This is a genomic window from Brevundimonas sp., assembly GCF_029945885.1.
GTDB lineage: Bacteria > Pseudomonadota > Alphaproteobacteria > Caulobacterales > Caulobacteraceae > Brevundimonas.
The window spans coordinates 1-20013 of record NZ_JAQSDK010000002.1 but is presented as its reverse complement, the minus strand read 5'-3'; the positions used below and the strand labels follow the sequence as shown (position 1 = coordinate 20013).

The following is a 20013-nucleotide window of genomic DNA, read 5'->3' as shown; positions in this document are numbered from 1 at the left end:
TTCCCGCGCGCCGCAATCGCCAGCGAAGTCAGTTCGAGGCGTCGCCCGGCGTCCTGGTCGTCAGGTCTTCATAGGGCGTCGCCGGGGTTTGCCCGGGCGGCAGGGCCGTCGGTGCTGGCGCGCCGGCGTCGCCGGGCAGGCTGCGGATGTAGCGATAGATGGCGCGCTTGTCGGCCTCGTGCATCGCATTGACGCTGGGCCAGGGCATGATCGGCAGGGCATCGCGTGTGCTCAGCATCTCGACCCAGGCGTCCTCGGTCATGTTCGCCGTCGTCAGGCGCAGGTTGTGGGCATAGGTGGTGCCCCAGGGGCCGAAGAAGCCATGACTGTTCCCCCTCAACCATTCCGCCTCGGGCGTCTTGCCGCCGCTCGCGATATAGCCGGACGTGTGGCAGTCGTTGCAGCCCCCGACCCTGACCAAGTATCGCCCGGCTTCGATATCGGTGGCCGCGACAACGCGCGGCCTGGTCGGACCGGTCGCGCCGTCATCGGCCTGGTCGCAGCTCGCCAGGGCCAGCAGGCCCAGCGCCAGCAGCATCGTGTTCGGTCTCATTGTCGCCCTCCCCGGCAGAGAGCTGGAAGGAACAGCGTTTTGCCGGCGCAGGCAAGCGGAGTCAGGCCAGACCCAGCGCCGCCCGCGCCTTCTTCGTCAGCTTCGCGGCGATAAGACCGTGAGCGATGGCGAGGTGGTCGGCCAGTTCGTCGTCCGGCCAGTCGTCTAGCCGCGGCAGGTTCACCCATCTGGCCCGCGCCATATAGGGGGCTGGCCTGGCGTGGCCGGATTCGGTCAACACCGCATAGGCGATGTCCGAGACCTTGAACGACACACCGCCCATGCCGCCGACCATGGCGAACATCTTGCCGCCGACCTTGTAGGTGTCGTGATCGTCGCCGAACGGATGGTCCAGGGTCGCCGCCGGCAGGGCCAGGCAGACTCTGCCGACCCCGGCCCGGTCCATCGTCAGGCCCCGACGCCGACGCCGATCGGACAGACCACACCGGTCCCGCCGATGCCGCAATAGCCGTCCGGATTCTTGGCCAGATAGGCCTGGTGATAGGCCTCGGCGAAATAATAGGGACCGGCGGGCGCGACCTCGGTGGTGATGGTGCCCCGCCCGGCCCGGGTCAGCGCTGCCTGATAGGCGTCGCGAGAGGCCTCGGCCCCGGCCTTCTGCGCATCATTCAGATAGTAGATGGCCGAACGGTAGGTGGTGCCCACGTCATTGCCCTGGCGCATGCCCTGGGTCGGGTCGTGATTCTCCCAGAAGGCCTTCAGCAGTTCGGCGAAGCTGATCTCGTGCGGATTGAACACCACCTGCACCACCTCGGCGTGACCGGTGCGGCCGGTGCAGGTCTCCTCATAGGTCGGATTGGGCGTGATCCCGCCCGCATAGCCGACCGAGGTCACCCAGACGCCCGGCAACGACCAGAAGATCCGTTCCACGCCCCAGAAACAGCCCATGCCCAGGATGGCGGTCTCGAACCCCTCCGGAAAGGGCCCTTTCAGCGGGTGTCCGCTGACGAAATGCATCGCGTCGGTCGGCAGGGGCTCGGCCCGCCCCGGCAGGGCGGTGGCGGCATCAGGCAGGCCGGCGGTCTCGCGGATCGACATTTCATATCTCCAGAACGGGTCGCTCTCCATATAGGGACGGCGAACCGGCTTGCCGAGGGGGGGATGGTGGGCTATCAGCCTCGCCTCCGCCGGGACGACCCCCGGCGGCCTCGCCCAGGCGTGGAACGGACAGGTGGCGGAGTGGTCGATCGCGCACGCTTGGAAAGCGTGTGTACGTGAAAGCGTACCGAGGGTTCGAATCCCTCTCTGTCCGCCACACTCTCCTGTATGGTATTGATTTGCTTTGATTTTAAATCAAGCTTGGTGATCGGTCCCTACAGCAGTCCCTACTTTGCGCTACAATAGACCCGAACATTCAGGGCCGCCCGGTGTCTAGCAGGCCGCATTCTTCCGCCGACATCGCGCGCGCGCGAAATCTGAAATAGCGAACGCCTTGCACACCACAGCCGGTCACCGGATCGATCGGTCTAGAGCTTGAGCCCCCCTCCCGGGCCGTGTGCACAATTGTAAACTCAGACGCCGACGGTGAGCGCTTGCGCCGATGCGCCAAGAACACACCGAATGTCGGCTTTTCGCTCTGATCCATGAGTCTGCTTTCCAACCTTAGGCGACGGGTTGCTATCGACCGAGGCCGTGAAAAAACGCGCCGGGCAATGGCGGGTCGTCGTTGGCTTAGACGCGATGCGCCATCGCCTCGGGCCCTTAGCGGACCTCCGGAGGGGCCGCTTTCGAACTTCAACGGATGGGGGCTGACATGGCAGCCGTATAACGAACGTTCTGAAGGAGTCAGGAGCGGCAAGCTGCTTTGGTCCAGATGCCCACGGCAAGCGCGCGAACCACTGGCGGTTTTTCGCCGAATTCGGCAGAGACGAGCTAGCGTTGGGCTGACAGCACAGGCGCTGCCAAGCCCGGCTAAAGACATCAGCCGGCCAGAAGATCGAAGTCGCCGCCGTGGCTCCATGGGGCGTGAACCAGGTCCACATCGGCACCGACCAAAGGCATGTGCCCGCCGGCGAATACCGCCGCCATCTGGCGTTCGAACACCACTGAATCGGAGACATACCCGTCGCTATTGTCCGGCGACGCAGGCAGGACCTGGGCATCTCCGAATGAGTCCTTGGACACCAGATCGACGCCTTTCATCTGGAAACCATCTTCCATCAGACCCGGCAACACCTGCGGCTCATGCCCGAACGTCATCGCCAGATCGATTTCGCTTCCATCGGAAAAGCGAAGCAACTCGACGCCGGTTACCAAATCCCGACCGTCCGGCCCTTTGACAATGAAATCGTCGCCGGAACGGAGCACCCGATAGTCGTCGCGGCTTCCGCCCAACAGCAGGACGTCCCAGCCGTCGCCGCCGATGATCGTGTCGTCGCCCGCGCCACCGTCGACGATATCGTCGCCGTCCCGGCCCTCCAGACGGTCAACACCGTCCCCCCCGACAAGGTGATCGTTCATGCCCTGGCCGATCAGGAAGTCGTTACCGTCGGTCCCGGTGACGTAGTCGCCGCCGTTCGGCGCGAGGAGGATTGTCTGACTGTCAAACTGAAGACGTTCGACTCCCGAGAGGGTTACAATCTGGGAATTGCCCATGAGGGTCGTAACCCCACCGACCTGGGTGACATTATATTCAGCGAAGTTGGAAGTCAGAACGACGGTGTCGATGCCGTCTCCCCCGTCAATCGAGTCGCTGCCGCCATTCGCTGTAATCACATCGTCGCCATCGCCGCCGAGGATGACGTCGTCGCCGGCTGTGCCCACCAGGGCATCCGCGCCGCCCGTGCCGACAAGCGCGCCGGCCGGGATCGATCCATCGGCCGCGAAAACACCGTCGGCAAAGTGAAGCCATTCGACGTTTGAGAGTCGGTCGATACCCTCCGGTCCGGTGACGGTCGTCACCCCGCCAGAGACAGAGATCGCATAGAGTGCGCGAGCTCCGGCGAAGATCGCGCAGTCGTTCCCGTGGCCCCCGTCAATGAGATCATCGCCGTCCCCACCGATCAGGATGTCGGCATCGTCGCCGCCGTTCAGGATGTCGTCCCCGCCGCCGCCGATCAACAGGTCGGTGCCTTCCTGGGCATGCAACTGGTCGGCGCCCAAACCGCCGGACAGGATGTTTCTGGTGAGATCGCCTGTCAGTATATCCGCATAGCCCGAGCCATTCAGATTGCCGATTCCCGTAAGGGTGTCGAAGCCGCGCGAATGGGTGTCCTGTGCGCTGAAGATCCGGAGATCAACGGTCACATAGGCGTCCGCGTCGCTGTAATCTGCGGTGACCATATAGCCGCGCCGCCCAATAAGGCTGTCGTTGCCGGCTCCGCCCTGGAGCAGCGCAGTGTAGTCCGATGATATCAGCCGATCGTCGCCGGCACCGCCAAAGGCATAGCCGTCGAAGAGCGAAGTGGTTATTTCGTCGTCGCCGTCGCCGCCGTAGAGCCGCGCCCCAATCGTCGCGCTGGCTGACAGAATATCGTCTCCATCCTCGCCATACAGTTCCACCTGACCGGACTCGGCGGACATCCGGTCCGCGCCCGCGCCGCCGTAGGCCCGACCGTCACCAAACACGTGAATCTCGTCGTCGCCGTCACCGCCGTAGATGAGGTCGTCGTCGCCACCATCGAAAATGACGTCATTGCCAGCCCCGCCATGAATGACGTCCTGCCCGGCATTGCCATAGATCATGTCGTCATCATCGCCGCCGGTGATATGATCATCGCCATCACCGCCATAGATCGTGTTGGCACCAGCCCCGCCGGTGATGATGTCGTTACCCCGACCGCCAAAGATGGTGTCAGCCCCGCTTTCCCCGTGAAGCACATCATTGCCCGCACCGGCCTGCAGGATGTCATCACCGTCGCCGCCATCCATAAGGACGGCATGGTCGCCGCTGATCAGCAGGTCGTTCCCCGCCCCCCCGTAGAAGGACCCGGGGCCTTCACGATCGACCAGGCGGTCGTCGCCGTCGCCGCCGCGCAGGACATCATGCCCAGCGCCGCCATAAAGGAAGTCATTGCCGCTGCCGCCGGTCAGGTCGTCGGCACCGGAACTGCCGATCAACGAAATGCCGTTCGGCCCGACAAGCGTCGCGGTGGGGTCGATCAGGGCATTCCATTGCGACACAGCAAGCCCCGTGGTGCCACGGATCAGGATGGTGCCGCCCGTGTGTGTCAGCCGGGTATCTGACCCCACGACAGTCGCGGAAAGAAACTGCCACCCGCTCATGACAAAACGGTCGACACCCGGGTCAAAGCCGATGACTTCATCGTCGCCGGCATCGAGTTCGAGAATGATCAGGTCCCGGCCTGCGCCCAGACGATACAGATCATTGCCCGCTCCCCCGGCAAGGGCGTCGCCCTCACTGGCCTCGATCACGTCATTGCCTGCGCCGCCGAACAGGAAGTCCTGGCCTGCGCCGCCACGCAGAAAGTCGTCACCGTCATTGCCGAAGATCAGGTCGTCATCGTCGCCGCCGTCGATCGTATCGGAACCGTCGCCACCATCGATTTCGTCGCGGCCGGCCCCGCCGTCTATCCGGTCGTTGCCGCTTCCGGCCTCAACCCGATCGTCGCCCCCGCCCATGGACAGGGTGCCGAACACCAGGCCGCGCGCGCCCAGAAAGAGGTCGTTCTGATCACCGAAGACGACATCGCCGTGAATCACCCCGCTGTTGCGGATCTCGTCGGCACCCTGCAGCAGATAGATATGTCCAAATATCCGGCCAGCATTTTCAATCAGATCCTGATTGGGCCCAAACCGGCTGTCAAAGTCATTTTCGCGGACCGCGATGTCAGCCGAGATTGTTCCCGTATTGACCAGGTGGGAACCAAAGACACCGCCTGACAGATAAACACCGACGCTCGCCTCGGTACCGGTCGTGGTCGCCGTGATCGATCCCGAATTGATCAACTCGGGCGCATGCCCGAACAGCAGGACTCCCCAGGCGCGTTGTCCGCCTGTCACCGAGATCGACCCGGAGTTGGTCGCAAAGGCTCCGTTGTAGAAGAGTGCGCCGTAGGCGGTCGTCGCGCCAGCCACACGAATATCGCCAGTATTATCAAAGAAGAAATTATTGGCGTGTTCACGGTCAAGGAAGTTTCCGTTCCAGGTTTCTATTCCGATGGCGATGTGCGCCGACGAAACCTGAAAGAGGCCCTGGTTGGTGAAGTCTGCGCACCAGGCACTGGCATAGAAACCGGTAGCTTTTCCCGTCAGGGAAGTGTGGGAGACCGAAAAGGTCGCACCGGCGGCATTCACGAAGGCTGCGTTCATGAAAAAAGCGCCGCGCTCGTGGTCGATGCCGCGGACCCAGTTATCGATCGAATATCGCTCGCTCGCAGAGGTTATGGTCACGGTGCCGCGATTGACGACAACCGGTCCCGCATCGTCCACCGGATGGTGGCCATAGTTGACGTATTCGTCCCGAAAAACCACACCGACCCAGTCGTCTACTACACTCAGGGTCTGCCAGACGCCGATTTCGAGCACGGTGTCGGTGACATAAATTCGACCTGGCACTGAACACTGCTCCCAACCTACGCCATTCAAGCTAGCGTTGTGGGGTGTCAGCGCAACCCAATAATGGCTGGCCGGGCGGTATGGGACCAGTCTCCCCGGTTCGAATTGGCCTCTCTCCGTCCGACAAGGCAGGTGCGGTGCAGAAACGCTGCGCGGCCTGGCCTCTCAGCCCCCCGGACAGCACCCTCGCAACAGGGGCCCAGGCCCGAAGGTGAGCTCCACCCGGGTGCCATTTTGCCAGACGGGTCAGGGAGTCGAACCGGACACGCACAACAGATCTTCCGGTCACATCCGCGCAGTTCGGCCGGAGACGGGTTACCGTACGATTGCCACCGCCCAATGTCGGTTTGACCGCGACGGCGACTGGGGCGAATGTGCGAGCATCACATTTCCGGGCGGGTGGAACGACCACGATTGCGGTCCCTCCATTGGTCTCGATGAACCCTTTCTGGGAGAAGACCTTGGATAGACGCCACTTCCTCGCTGCGTGCGGCATCGGAGCCGGTGGGCTGCTGCTGCCGGGCTTTGCCGGTCGGGCCATCGCCGCCGAACAACTCGTCGAGACCGTGGACGTTGCGGTGAAAAAGCGCCTCGCTGACGCCGGGCTGAGTGCCGCGACACAGGCGGGGGCCAGCTACTGCGATGTCCGGGTCGGCCGCTATATGCGGCAGTTCATCATGACCCGCGAAGCGAACGTCGAGAACGTCGTCAACACCGAGTCGAGCGGGACCGGTGTCCGGGTCATCGCCGACGGGGCCTGGGGTTTCGCCGCGACCAACATCCTGACAGCCGAAGCCGTCGCCGATACGGCCCGGCTGGCCACGGCGATCGCCAAGGCCAATGCCAGGAGCCAGACCAGTCCCGTTCAACTGGCCCCTGCCCCCGCCCTCGGCGAACGCAGCTGGCGGACGCCGATCCAGCGCAATGCGATGGCGGTCCCGATCGAGGAGAAGATCAGCCTGCTGATGGGGGTCAATTCGGCGGCGACCGGCGCGGGGGCCAGCTTCGTCGCCTCGCGAATGTTCCTGGTCAACGAGCAGAAATATTTCGCCAGTACCGACGGCTCCTACGTCGATCAGGACGTGCACCGCATCTGGGTGCCGTTCACGGTCACGGCGGTCGACCAGGACTCGGGCCGGTTCCGGACCCGCGACGGCCTCTCGTCGCCGATGGGGATGGGCTACGAATATCTGGACGGGCGCGCCGACGACAAGACCGTCATGCCCAACGGCGTGGTTGTCTACGGTGCCTCCTACGACATGCGCGAGGATGCGATTGCGGCGACCACCCAGGCCCGCGAGAAACTGTCTGCGGCCTCGGTCGAGCCCGGCAAATACGATCTCGTCCTCGACCCCAGCCACCTGGGCCTGACCATCCACGAATCCGTCGGCCACCCGCTCGAGCTGGATCGGGTGCTGGGCTATGAAGCCAACTACGCGGGCACCAGTTTCGCCACACTGGACAAGCGCGAGGCCGGGTTCAAATATGGCAGCGACATCGTCAACATCATCGCCGACCGGACCCAGCCCGGCAGCCTGGGTGCCGTCGCGTTTGACGACGAGGGCGTGGCCGGCAAGAGCTGGCCCCTGATCCGCGATGGCGTACTGGTCGACTATCAGGCCACCCGCGATCAGGTTCACATCCTCGGCGACTCGGCCTCGGCCGGATGTTCGTATGCCGACTCCTGGTCGACCATCCAGTTTCAGCGCATGCCCAACGTCTCGCTTCAGCCGGGCAGGACGCCGATGACGGCCGCGGACATGATCGCCAACGTCGAGAACGGCATCTACATCCTGGGTCGCGGCTCCTATTCGATCGACCAGCAGCGCTACAATGCCCAGTTCGGCGGCCAGCTGTTCTACGAGATCAAGGACGGGGCGATCACCCGGCCGCTGGGCGATGTCGCCTATCAGATCCGCACCCCCGAATTCTGGAACGCCTGCAGCGCCACCTGCGACGAGAGCGACTACCGTCTGTTCGGCTCGTTCTTCGATGGCAAGGGCCAGCCCAGTCAGGTCTCGGCCGTCAGCCACGGCTCGTCGACCACACGGTTCGACGGGATCAACGTCATCAACACGGCTCGGTCTCTGGGCTGATCAAACGGTCGTCGGTACCCGGCCGAGACGCGAGCGCTCCAGGCCCCACAGCCCGGCGCTGGCGACGAGCCAGGCGATGAACCACGGCCACGGCGACCCGGGGACCTCGGGGATCTCATGGGTCGCCTCCGCCGGGTCGGGCGCGGCCTTGCCCAACATCAGGGTCGCATCGCGATCTCGGGCCGCTCGCACCCCGGCCAGACCATCGGCCGGCTGGACGTAGAACGGCCAGACCCGTTCGTCATCGCCGGGGCCGGTCTTGCGCAGCAGGTGCCAGCCGGACGCCACCGGCCAGTACCCGGCGCAGCCTGCGGCACCCGTCCGAACTGTCGTCAACGCACCGTCCGGCCCCTCGATCCGGGCATCGCGGGACAGCCCGCACAGGGCGACCCGGTCGCCGACCCAGGCCGGACCGGCAAAGGCCGGCGCAACCCCTGCCACGGGACGCGACACGGTCGACAGCATCGTGCTCCACCAGTCGCCATAGAGATCGGTCTTGCCGGTCAGGACCAGGCCGAAGCTGTCGATGCCCGTAAACACAGCGACCCGCCCACGATCCATGGCCCGCCAGGCCGACAGGGTCGCGCCGCCCGCATCCTCCAGCAGGGGCACGGTTCCATCGCCACCCGGGGTGGCCGCCAGACGATTGATCGCGGGCAGGAAGTCATCACCCATGTCCTGCTCAGTGACCGCATCCGGAGGCGGAACACCGCGTCGCGTCCGCGCGAGGTCGGCGTCCGTCGTCACGGACAGGGCAATCGGGACCACCCCGCCACGGCCGCTGACTGTGAAACCGAGCGCCCGCCACTGGGCCAGGGCCCCGTCCTCAGGGGCACCCCCGGACCGCAGGACCAGACCCATACCGCCCTGCACCGCACGGATCACGTCGGCCCGCTGGCCGGCCAGTCCTGCCCAGCTGCGATCGTCGATGATCGCGGCATCAAAGGATCGCAAGGTCGCGGCGTTGATGGCGATCGGTGCGTCGCCGATCTGGACACCGCCGCCGGCGCTGGCCCGAACCGTCACCGCGAACCCGGCGTCGGTCGCCCATCGCCGCAGGTATTTGACCTCAGGCCCCGGCGCACCGGCCATGATCAGCAATCGGGGCGGGGCCTGGTCCTCGACCTGCACCGGCACCTCCGCTTGTTCGACCACCTGCCGCCGGGCGTCGCGGATGCGGACGACAAAGGTCGCCAGCCCGGCCGAGCGCGCTGTGCCCGACACGATGAAGTGGCCGTCGTCAGCGACCGTCTGTGTGTCCGTGACCCGCCCCGCGGGGTCGATCAGGTCGACCGTCGCGCCGGGCAGACCGGACAGCTGTCCGCCGAGCCTGAACCCGGCGAAAGGCGCGACTCTCGGGGGTGGCGAGATCGAGACCAGCCCCTTCGGAAGCGGCGGCGGGTCGAAGGTGATGGCGATCCCCTGCGCCGCGTCCCGGTCGCGGGCCGTCAATCCACCGCCGCGCACCGTGATCTGCCGAACGCCCGGATGGTGCCGCAAGGCTGTCCCCAGGTCCGGTGCCGGTTCCGACCCGGCCAGGGCCGGGGCTTCGGGCAGGGCGATCAGTGTGGTGCCCGGTGCCGGAGCCGCTGTGCGGGACGTGCCCGCTGTCGCCACCACCAGATCCACCGAGGCCGTGCGCACGCCGGGCGGAAACAGGCAGAAGAACAGCAATACCGCCCAGACCGGCTGCAACCCCGCCAGCGCGATGACGCGCCACAATGAGCCCGCCCCCTCGCGGGGCGCGTTTCTGCGCCACAGGAACAACCGCACCCACGCCGCGACGACGGCACAGGCCAGCACAACGGCCAGGATCAGCTTGGGCGTCACGGCACGCCCCCTTCCAGCGCGCCGAGATAGCGCGCGCCGGCGGGATCGGCCGGTCGGCGCCGGTCGAGGCTGGCGGGTGGTCTTTCCATCGCGGTCCACAACAGGGCACGCAGTTTCTGACGGCAGGCGTCACAGTCCGGATCGCGCTGGACCGCGTCCAGCGCCCCCGACAGCGCCAGCGCGTCCGGCAGGCGGTCGGCGTTGGAGCGTATCCATCGCTCAAGCGCGTCAAAGGCCACCGGACCGCGCACTGCCTCCGGTCCCTGACCGAGCGCGCGCCACGCCGCGGCAGCGGGGCCATCGGCGGCCTCGACCGGTGCGATCGGCAGGGTGCGACTGGCAATCCCCTCGCGCTCGCCAGTCATGCGTCGGGACGGATCGACCGGCGGCAGGTTTGATCCCACGCGCGCCAGGAAGATGCGCGTCGCCTGCTGGACCTCCTTGATGAAGTTCAGCGCGCGATTGGCATGTGGCAGGGCCAGGTCAGGACGGCCCTGTTTGAGCTGCAACTCGGACTGCCACATCGCATCGACCGCCTGCCTCAGCAGCGCGCGCGTCTCGGGATCAAGGCTGGCGGCGGGCGAATCATCGTGCGGATGCCCGAACTGGGCCAGCACATCCTCCGGCGAGCCGAACCCCGGCGACGCGGTGCGCGGGGCATGGTCATGACCGTCGTCGTCCGTATGCACCTCCGCCGCGTCGCTGGTCGGCAGCTGGGGTGGAGCCGAGTTCTCGCCCCCGAGGAATTCGCTGTAGCGACGGCGCAGGATCTCCTGGTCGCCGCCGATGCCGGTGGACCGCGACAGATAGCGATCCGCAGTCAGGCGTTGGCGCTGGGCGATCAGGGCCTCGGCGTCGATGATGATCTGGCGCTGGCTGCGGAAATAGGCCGGCAGGGTGGTGTTGACCATCCCCTCCAGGCCCGCGCCCTGGGTGCGACTGGCGGACGGCCAACGCAGGATCAGACTGGGGCCGCGCACCTCCTGCGGACCGGGTGAGCGGTTGTCGCGCACGATCAGCTGAACGACCAGATCGCCCCCCGCCGCAAAGCCCAGCGCCGCGAAATCCAGCGTCTGCGCGAAACGCCGGTCGCGCGGGTTTCCGCGACCGGTTATGCCGATCTCGCGTTCGGTGAAGGTGATGTTCTCGCCCTCCCCCATCGCCAGGGTGATACGCAGTCGGGCATTGGCGGCGACGCCATAGTCATCGGCGGCGGCAAACACCGGTGCCCAGCTGCGCTGCCCCGTCGTCACCATCGTCAGACTTTCAGCCGGAGAGACGACCCGGATCACCGGCGGCGCATCGGCAATGGCGTCGATGCGATGCAACGGCGCGACCGGTCCCCGCCCCGGTGCCGGATCGACCCGGTAGAGGAATGAGCTGTCCAGCACGCGGCTCGCGATCCAGTCGTCACCCGAGCGCCGCAATGCCAGCTTCCCCCCCGCCAGCGTCACGATGGCCGGGACCGCCGCCTCCGGATCGAAGCGCAGGGTCCACTCCAGCCGCGATCCCCGGGGGGCCCGCGCATCCAGCTGACGTTCGTCCCGCATCGGCAGGCCGGTATAGCCGGGCGGAAAGATGCGCAGGTTCTGAGCGACCAGCCGCGGCACGCCGGCCACCACCGGCGTCCGCTCGACACTGGGAGCCAGGACGACGGGGCGATCCCCGGCGCGCGGCCAGGCGACGGCCCCGCCGATCACCAGACTCGCGACAACCCAGGCCGCGAGGATCGGACGACGCGACCAGTCCGACCTCAGGGCGTCGGGCCGACCCGCCTCCAGCCGGCTGAACAGTCGCGCCTGCTGCAGCCTCTGCAGGTCGCCCAGCGTTTGCGTATCCGCGAACAGCAGCTCGGCGCTGTCCTCCATGTCCGGACGGGTCCCGTCCAGCTTTTGCACCAGCCAATGCCGGTCGAACCGCGCCGCCCGCCGATAACCGACAAACAGGGCCAGCGCGACACCGACCACCAGTACCGCAACCCCGACAACCGTCCCACCGCCTCGCCAGGCCAGCGCCGTCAGCGCCAGCAGGATCGGCACGTATACAAGGGCGTCGTTCAGCAGCGCCCGCCGCCGCGCCGGTCCTGTCCAGGTCAGCAGCAGGGTGCCGGCCGTCATGGGCTGATCCCCCGGTTACGCCGCGTCGCCAGCCACCGCTCGCCCAGCAGCACCAGCCCGATCAGCACCGCCAGCCAGGGGCGAAGGTCACGGGGGGCGGGCTCGAAATGCCGCGCGCCAGTCGTGGGGGCATGGTCTGCGGCGCTCACGCGGGTCGGCCTTGTCGTCGACGGCACCAGCACCGCGCGCAGCCGGACCGGGAAATCGGCCTCGAGCAATTCCGGCATCTCGGCCGGTGCCAGGCGCCGGGTGAAATGCAGCAGACGCCCGCTCCCCATTCGCGCGGCCTCGACCAGCGGACGGTCCAGACCATCGCGCCAGACCACGACCCGGTCGACATCGTCCGGAAACAGGGCCTTCGAACCGATCAGGGCCGTCCCGCCGCTCTCGACCCAGCGCAACAACGCCGGCGGCAGCGTGCCGGTGCCGAGCCAGATCAGGCGGCGCGTCACCGGCGGCAGGGCCGCGTCGATACCGTCGATTTCCAGATCCGCGTCGCGACCGACCGGCTGCCAGGCCAGCGCGGCGGCCCGCAGGTAACGTAACCCGCCCGCGTGATCCGCATCGTTCCGGATCGACAGGGCCGGAACCGGACGCGGCTCTGCCCTTTCGACAGGCGCAGCCCCGGCGACGATGCGCCACTCCACCCGGCGCGACAGACGGGGTCGCTCGGCGTCTGCCCCGTCCATCACCTCGGGCACCACGACGACCAGCGGCGTGTCGGCGGGAAGATCGGCATCGAGCTGGCGCAGCAGGCTGGTGAGTGGCCCCACGGCTACGGGTCCGTCGTCGCTCAGCGCCGGAAAGCCGGGGGCCAGCCAGTGCGTTCGGGAATAGTCAGCGACCGCCGTGTCCGAGACCACGCCGGCCCGGGACACATCGACTCCCGGCGCGACGGCGACATAGGGCGCTGTCCCTCCGGCCCCGAACAGCACGGGAGCCGCCAGCCACAGCGCCAACAGGATCAGCAGAAGCATACGGGCGGCCAGCAACAGCCGCTCGTCGAACTGCAGGCGCGACTTCGGACGTGGCTTCTGTCGCAGCCAGCGCAACGCCGCGAACTCGATCGGTCGTTCCTCGGTTCGCCGGGCGATATGAATCACCAGCGGTATGAGAATCGCCGCGAGCGCCGCCAACGCCCCGGGCAGCAGCAACCCGGGCATCATGCGTATTCCGCCGCGCCATGGGCCCCGAACAGCCGTCGCAGCGGCCGGTCGATCGGCTGGTCCAGAACGTGTTCGGTATGGCGTACTCCGGCCCGGTCCAGTCGGCCATGCAGCGCTGCCCGCGCCTCGGCAAAGCGGCGCAGGAACTCCACACGAAGAGCGGGACCGTCACCGATCAACTCCTCACCGGTCTCCGGGTCACGGAAGCGATGACCGCCGCGGAATGAAAAATCCCGTTCGCCCAGGGTCAGCATCTCGATCGCCAGCACCTCGCGCCCGGCAGCAGCCAGCGTCTCCATGAATTCCACAACACCGGGATCGAAGCAGTCACTGAGCACGACGACCAGATCGCGCGCCCCGATCCGCTCCCAGATCGGGGACAACTGGTCCTCCCGGGCGAAGCCGCCCCCCCCGCGCAGCGGCTGAAGTTCGAGCAGCAGCCGGTCGCGTTGGCGGGTACCGGCCGCCGGTGCCAGCAGTTTCAGGCCCTGATCGCTGAGCGCGGCCCAGCCGAACCGGTCGCCCTGGCTCAAGGCCAGTTCGGCCATGCCCTGGGTCAGGGCCTTGGCCGCATCCAGCCGCGACCAGTCCGGTCGGCCGCTGTCCGTCTGAGCCATCGAGGCACTGGTATCCATCAGGATCCACACCGCAACCGGGCTTTCCCGCTCGGCCTCGCGCACGAAGAATTTGTCCGAACGGGCGTAGAGCTTCCAGTCGATCTGACGCGGTTCGTCGCCGCGTTCGTAGGCGCGGTACTGGGCGAATTCGAGCCCGGCACCGCGACTGTGGCTCTGATGCAGGCCGATGCCCTGCCCTCCGACCGCCCGACGCGTGACGAGGCGCAGGCCCTTCAGCCGGCTTCGTACGTCAGGGGGCAGGAAGTCGATCATGGGTTGGACGAACCGGCTCAGGCGTCGGGCATCGGTGTGGCACGCACCAGCGCCGCGATGATGTCGTCGGCGCTGCGCCCTTCGGCTTCCGCGGCGAACGACAGCAGCAGCCGGTGGCGCATGACCGGCCCCGCCAAAGCCACGACGTCCTCCCGGGTAGCGGCGAGCCGACCCTGCAGCAGCGCGCGGGCCTTGGCCGCCAGAACCAGCGACTGACCGGCGCGCGGACCCGCGCCCCATTTCACGTATTTCCGGATATCCTCGATCGCGCCGTCACCCGGACGGCTGGCCCGCACCAGGGTGGTCACCCAGCGCAGCAGCGCCTCGCTGAAATGGACCTCCCGCACCCGCGCCTGAAGCGCCAGAACTTCCTCGCCCTGCATGACCTGGGGCACGACCCCGGACCGGGCCCCCGTAGTCTGGGCGATGATGTCGTGCTCTTCCTGGGCGGTGGGGTAGTCGACGCGGATGTGCAGCAGGAACCGGTCCAGCTGGGCCTCCGGCAGCGGATAGGTACCCGCCTGCTCCAGCGGGTTCTGCGTCGCCAGCACGAAGAAGGGCGACGGCAATTCATGGGTCACGCCGCCATAGCTGACCGTGCGTTCCTGCATGGCTTCCAGCAGGGCCGCCTGGGTCTTGGGCGGCGTGCGGTTCAGCTCGTCGGCCAGCAGCAGGTTGGTGAACACGGGTCCGGGCTGAAAGCGGAAATGCCGACGGCCGGTGCCGTGATCCTCTTCCAGCAATTCGGTCCCGAGGATGTCGCTGGGCATCAGGTCCGGCGTGAACTGCACGCGCCGGAACTCCAGCTTCAGCGCCTCGCCGAGCGAGCGCACCAGCAGGGTCTTGCCCAGCCCCGGCACGCCTTCCAGCAGGCAATGCCCGCCGGCCAGCAGGCCGATCAACAACTGTTCGACCACCGCCTCCTGCCCGACGATCGCCTGACCGATGGCGGCGCGCAGGTCGCCCAGACGCGCGATCTGCGCCTGGATATCGGCTTCGGAGACGGCTTTGGTCATGGGATTTCCCAGGGCGGGGTAAGAACAGAGATGGCGGGCGGCAGGTTTACGACGACAGGGCGTACATCACGATGTTGACCCCGAACCGCGTATTGTCCACGGCCAGAAAGCGCTTGTTTCGCCAGTCATAATCCCACTCGCAGCCATAGTCCTTGTTACTGTACAGCACGCCCAGCCGGCCGTTGATCTCGATGCCCTTCAGATAGTCGTGCACCAGATCGTCGCCCCAGCCGTTAAGCTCCATCCCGGTGTTGGGTGGCCCGTCGAAGCGGAAGAAGCTGCGGTAGAGCGGATGGTCATCCGGCAGGGTCTTGAGTGCCGATGGCCCGAAGATGGCCCGCATCTGGGCCTCGAACGATCGGGCGAACAATCCGTCGATATCGTGATTGCAGTCGTCGACGAACACGAAGCCGCCGTTGCGGACATAGCGTTCGAAATTGCGCCGCTCGGCCGCTGAAAACTCGACCAGTTTGTGCCCCGCCAGATAGCAGAACGGCGCGGTCAGCATCCGGGGGTCCGACAGGGCGATCACCCGCTCGGCCGGATCGACGCGCAGCGTCGTATAGTCGATCAGCGACGTGATCAGGTTCGACGGCATGCGCTGGTCGACATCCCAGTCGCCCGAGTCATAGCGCAGCCGGGTGAACCAGAAGTCGTAGCCGGCGGACGCCAGGACCCGGGACGGTCCCGCCAGCGCCAGGCCGGCCAAACCGCCCGCACCCAGCCGAAGAAACTGCGATCGGTTCATATAACCGGCCGGGCAGCCACCGTCAGACGGCGTCCGACAGCGAGGTGAAGGTGAAGTCGCGGATCTTCATGGCCGGCAGCACCATGACGTAACCGCCCTCGTCGCTCTGCACCCGCACGGACCGACCCAGCTCATCGACGTTGTTGAGCATGATCACCGGCGACTCGTTGAAGCGGAAATTCTTGACCGGATGTTTGATCTGGCCGTTCTCGATATAGAAGGTCCCGTCACGGGTCAGGCCGGTCAGCAGGACCGTTTGCGGATCCACCATGCGGATATACCAGGTCCGGGTGACCAGAATTCCGCGCTCGGTGGACCGGATCAAATCAGCCGTCGACTTGTCGCCGCCCGTCATGATCAAGTTGCCGGAACCTGCAAGCGGGGGCTTGCCCTGCTTCTGGGCCCAATAGCGGGAATACTCGAGGTTCACGACCCGACCATTCTCGACTATCGGCCGTGCCGTGCGTGGCAGACCGTCTTCATCCCACGGATAGACCGCTGCGTTGGCATAGCCGGGATCCGTATGAAGGCTGACTTCCGGTCCGAACATCTGCTCGCCGACCCGGTTGCCGCCGCCCGGCTTTGACAGGAAGCTGCGGCCCTCGTCAGCGGACCGGGCGTCAAAGAAATTCATCATGAACCCGACCAGACCGGCGACCGCCGCAGGCTCCAGGATCACCGTATATTTGCCGGGCTCCAGCGCCAGCGCCTCAGCCGAGGCACTGGCCTTGCGCATGGCGATGCGCACGTCAGCGTCGGCGTCGAACGTGGCGACGTCCTGCACATTGTGGCCGACCCAGCCCGAACCGCGACCGTCTTCGGTCCGGACCGTGCAGGTGTAGTCGGCACTGGTCGCGGTCTGATAGCCGAAATTGCCGTTGCTGTTCATGAACGAGACGAACCCGGTCACGTCCTCCAGATAGCCGGCGGCAATCAGGTTGGCCGCCTTGCAGGGGTCGATCGAGTTGGTCGCCACCGCTGCGCGATCTTCCGGCGAGATCGCCGCCGTTGCGGCGCTGTAGGTCGCAGTCGTCGTATAGGTCTGGGCCTCGACAGCCGGCATGAACTCAGGGTTCTCGGGTGCCAGCCGGGCCAGTTCCTCAGCCCGACGCACCACCCGCTCCAGGGAGGCGTCATCGAACTGGTTGATCGTGGCCGTGCCCATGCGCTTGCCGAACGCTACCTGCACCGACAGGTTGATATCGTCGACGATGCCGCTGGTGGACACATTATTCAGCGCAAAGCGGATATTGCCCTGCGTCGATCCGTTCAGTTGCGCGGTGCACTCGTCGGCAGTGGAGAACGCCACCACCTTGCTGAGAATGGCACGGGCCTGCGCTTCAGGAAGAATGCTCATGGTTCAGTCTCCTTGCACGATCAGCCGAGCGAACGAGCGGTGTTGATGACATTGATGCCGTCGAAGCGCGCGGTGCTGGACCCGTGCGATACGGCGGATACCTGGGACGGCTGACCCTTGCCGTCGAAGAACGATCCACCCAGTCGGTAGTCGCGTTCATCGCAGACCGCCGAACAGGCGTTCCAGAACTCCGGCGTGCGGATCTGGTAAGCCACATCCTCGATCTGGTGGGTGATCGCCCCGTTCTTGATCTCGTAGAACAGCTGGCCGCCGAACTGGGCATTGTAGCGCTGCTGGTCGATCGAGAACGACCCGTCGCCCACGATGTAGATGCCGTCCTCAACGTTGGCGATCATGTCGGCGACGCTGAGCGGGGCTTTACCGGCCTCGAGGGAGACATTGGCCATGCGCTGGAACTGGACGCTGGACCAGCTGTCCGCATAACAGCACCCGTCAGAAGCCGTCTTGCCCTCAAGGTGCGCCTGGTCGCGGATCGCCTGATAGCCGACCAGCTTGCCGTCACGCACCAGATCCCATGCCTTGGTGCCCACGCCTTCGTCATCATAGGCGACCGCGCCCAGGCTGCCGGGCTGCACCTTGTCGGCGACCAGATTGACCTTGTCGCTGCCGTACTGGAAGCCGTCCCTCATCTTGTCCATGGTCGCGAAACTGGTGCCCGCATAGTTGGCCTCGTAGCCCAGAACACGATCCAGCTCGAGCGGGTGGCCGACGGATTCATGGATCGTCAGCCAGGTGTGCGACGGGTCCAGAACCAGATCGTATTTGTTCGGCTCGACCGATGGTGCCGACAGCTTGGCTCGCGCCTGTTCGGCGGCGGCCATCGCGTCCTCCTTCATGTCATAGGAGTTGCCGTATACGACCACACCGTTGGGCAGGATCGTCTTGCCGGAATTCGCCCCGTCCAGATATTCGAACCCGAGGCCCATCGGCGAGGACAGACCTTCACGATTACGGAATTTGCCGGTCGCCTGATCCACCACGGTTACGTTCAGCGGGGCCCAGATGCGATGCACATCCTGGTCAATGTAGGACCCGTCGGTACTGGCGAAATATTTCTGCTCGTTGACGACGAACAGCATCGACTGGACGAAGCTGGCCCCCGCGCCGGTCGCGGCCGCGTTGACGCCCATCAGAAGCTCGACCTTCTCCCCGATCGGCACTTCCATCGCGTTCTTCACGATCGGGGTCCGCCAGCTCACCTCGCCGACGCCTGTCACCGGCGCCAACTGGACGGGTGCGGTCAACGCCTTGGCATTGGCCTTGGCGATGATAACGGCCTGGCGCGCGGCCTCGGCCACGGCGTCGTTGGTCATCGCATTGGTTGCGGCAAAGCCCCAGGCCCCGTCGGCGATCACACGGATGCCGACGCCGGTCGACTCCGTGTTGACGATGTTCTGGACACTGGCTTCGCGCGTGATGACGAATTGCCGCAGATAACGGCCGACCCGGACGTCGCAATAGGTGGCGCCAACCTGGGTCGCAGCGGTCATCGCCGCATCGGCGAGGGCCTTCTTGATCCGGACATCGAGCGTGGACACGAGGTCTTCAGCGGCAATCGCCTTGCCGGCGAACATGGAGGGCAGAACAAGCCCCCCCACACCCAGGGCGCCGAGAGACAGGAAGTTACGTCTGTGCACGCTCGCCTCCATCTGCGGTATCCGCAGGGCAGGTTTGAAAGGATTGGATGGACTGCCCGACTCCCTTCGTGAACCCGGACAGATCATCATTGCCGCGCTCGCGCCTGACGTCAAACGCCGATCAGGCCTGCGGAAGGTCTGTAAGGGTCCTGTCAGCCCAAACTTTCGTCGCCCGGTAAGACGGTCCGAGCCAGCCTCCGGGCATGGCGACATCGACCCGAAGGTGATCATCACAGACGGCCTGCGCTCCTGTCGGGCCGCCATGAATGATCTCGGCAATGCGTGGAAGCAGCAGATCGGGCGTTGGGGCAACAACCGGTGTGAGACCTCACATCTGCCATTCCGACGACGAGAACGGGCCATGCTTCGCTTCAGGCAGTTGAGGACATTACAGAAGTACAGCTCCGTCCACGCCGCCCTTCACAATCACTTCAACCGGGACCGTCACCGCATCAGCAGAGAGACCTACAAGGCCCAACGCTCAGCCGCCCTGGCCGAGTGGAAGACGCTCCCCGCATAAGCTCTGCGCGCCCTGCCCTGCCTGCGCCCGGCGGAGACAAGGTGTCACCCGACGGCCTCCATCGCCACCAGCCTCCCCGTAGTGCATTGATTTTTCGATTTTTTAACTCGCGCTCGTTGGTCGGGGCCCATAACGGTCCCCACCTTGCGCTATATTAGATCCCGAGATTCAGGGCCGCCCGGTGGAGCATGGGCCGCTGTCTTCCGCCGACATCGCCTGCGCGAAAAATCTGAACTAGCGAACGCCTTGCACACCACAGCCGGTGCCCGGATTGATCGGTCTGGGGCTTGAGCCCTCCCCCCTCCTGGGCCCTGTGCACAATCGTAAACTCAGACGCCGCCGCTGCTTCATCACCCACGCTCCATCTCCGAAGAAAAGCCAGCGTGTTGCGTTCACCGGTTGAGCTCACCCCCATAGCAGCCCTTCCATAAGGCGGCCCGCCCCCGCCTCCGTGTGCGGAGGCGGGGGACGGGGAAGGCCTCAGCCTACCATTGGACGCTCATGCGGGCACCGATCTGGTTGTC

Annotated in this window: 14 protein-coding genes and 1 tRNA gene; 3 read left to right on the top strand and 12 right to left on the bottom strand. The window is 65.9% G+C overall.

Going from position 1 to position 20013, the window contains the following annotated elements; translation table 11 throughout:
* Positions 1–28: 28 nt before the first annotated feature.
* The 3 genes from PSV00_RS00510 to msrA form a co-directional block, all read right to left on the bottom strand.
* A complete protein-coding gene (locus PSV00_RS00510; RefSeq protein WP_300443559.1) occupies positions 29–553 on the bottom strand; it encodes a cytochrome C in 525 nt (174 codons plus the stop codon).
* Positions 554–614: 61 nt separating this feature from the next.
* Positions 615–959, bottom strand: coding sequence for an MmcQ/YjbR family DNA-binding protein (locus tag PSV00_RS00505; protein WP_300443557.1), 345 nt, complete (start codon positions 957–959; stop codon positions 615–617).
* Between the two features lie 2 nt (positions 960–961).
* Complete coding sequence (msrA, locus tag PSV00_RS00500) at positions 962–1612, bottom strand: peptide-methionine (S)-S-oxide reductase MsrA (RefSeq protein ID WP_300443554.1); 651 nt, start codon at positions 1610–1612, stop codon at positions 962–964.
* 127 nt (positions 1613–1739) lie between these two features.
* Between msrA and PSV00_RS00495 the strand changes: the two genes are divergently transcribed.
* Positions 1740–1829, top strand: a tRNA-Ser gene (locus PSV00_RS00495).
* A gap of 665 nt (positions 1830–2494) precedes the next feature.
* On the opposite strand, the gene PSV00_RS00490 is transcribed toward PSV00_RS00495, so the two are convergent.
* The gene (locus PSV00_RS00490) at positions 2495–6091 is read right to left on the bottom strand and encodes a calcium-binding protein (protein WP_300443552.1); all 3597 of its coding nucleotides are present in this window, start codon (positions 6089–6091) and stop codon (positions 2495–2497) included.
* 461 nt (positions 6092–6552) lie between these two features.
* Here PSV00_RS00490 and PSV00_RS00485 point away from each other — a divergent pair, with 461 nt between their 5' ends.
* Complete coding sequence (locus PSV00_RS00485; protein ID WP_300443550.1) at positions 6553–8187, top strand: TldD/PmbA family protein; 1635 nt, start codon at positions 6553–6555, stop codon at positions 8185–8187.
* Here the strand turns inward: PSV00_RS00485 and PSV00_RS00480 are convergent, their stop codons facing one another.
* The 8 genes from PSV00_RS00480 to PSV00_RS00445 are packed head-to-tail and all read right to left on the bottom strand — an operon-like array spanning position 8188 to position 18969.
* Positions 8188–10017 carry a hypothetical protein gene (locus PSV00_RS00480; RefSeq protein WP_300443548.1) on the bottom strand — a complete coding sequence of 610 codons (1830 nt, stop codon included), beginning with the start codon at positions 10015–10017 and terminating at the stop codon, positions 8188–8190. It lies immediately after the preceding gene.
* The gene (locus PSV00_RS00475; RefSeq protein ID WP_300443545.1) at positions 10014–12134 is read right to left on the bottom strand and encodes a DUF4175 family protein; all 2121 of its coding nucleotides are present in this window, start codon (positions 12132–12134) and stop codon (positions 10014–10016) included. The genes PSV00_RS00480 and PSV00_RS00475 overlap by 4 nt, the downstream gene beginning before the upstream one ends.
* A complete protein-coding gene (locus PSV00_RS00470) occupies positions 12131–13297 on the bottom strand; it encodes a BatA domain-containing protein (protein WP_300443542.1) in 1167 nt (388 codons plus the stop codon). The genes PSV00_RS00475 and PSV00_RS00470 overlap by 4 nt, the downstream gene beginning before the upstream one ends.
* The gene (locus tag PSV00_RS00465; protein ID WP_300443539.1) at positions 13297–14190 is read right to left on the bottom strand and encodes a DUF58 domain-containing protein; all 894 of its coding nucleotides are present in this window, start codon (positions 14188–14190) and stop codon (positions 13297–13299) included. Before PSV00_RS00465 ends, PSV00_RS00470 begins: the two co-directional genes overlap by 1 nt.
* 17 nt (positions 14191–14207) lie before the next feature.
* Positions 14208–15206: a MoxR family ATPase gene (locus tag PSV00_RS00460; RefSeq protein WP_300443536.1), complete on the bottom strand. Its 999-nt coding sequence runs from the start codon at positions 15204–15206 to the stop codon at positions 14208–14210.
* A gap of 46 nt (positions 15207–15252) precedes the next feature.
* Positions 15253–15954 (bottom strand): DUF4159 domain-containing protein, encoded by a 702-nt coding sequence (locus PSV00_RS00455; protein ID WP_300443534.1) that lies wholly within the window; start codon positions 15952–15954, stop codon positions 15253–15255.
* 22 nt (positions 15955–15976) lie between these two features.
* A complete protein-coding gene (locus tag PSV00_RS00450; RefSeq protein ID WP_300443532.1) occupies positions 15977–17311 on the bottom strand; it encodes a TldD/PmbA family protein in 1335 nt (444 codons plus the stop codon).
* Between the two features lie 20 nt (positions 17312–17331).
* Positions 17332–18969, bottom strand: a complete 1638-nt coding sequence (locus tag PSV00_RS00445) for a TldD/PmbA family protein (protein WP_300443530.1) — start codon at positions 18967–18969, stop codon at positions 17332–17334.
* On the opposite strand from PSV00_RS00445, the gene PSV00_RS15290 reads away from it, so the two are divergent.
* Positions 18905–19489, top strand: coding sequence for a DDE-type integrase/transposase/recombinase (locus tag PSV00_RS15290; protein WP_366944625.1), 585 nt, complete (start codon positions 18905–18907; stop codon positions 19487–19489). The genes PSV00_RS00445 and PSV00_RS15290 overlap by 65 nt on opposite strands.
* Positions 19490–20013: the final 524 nt, after the last annotated feature.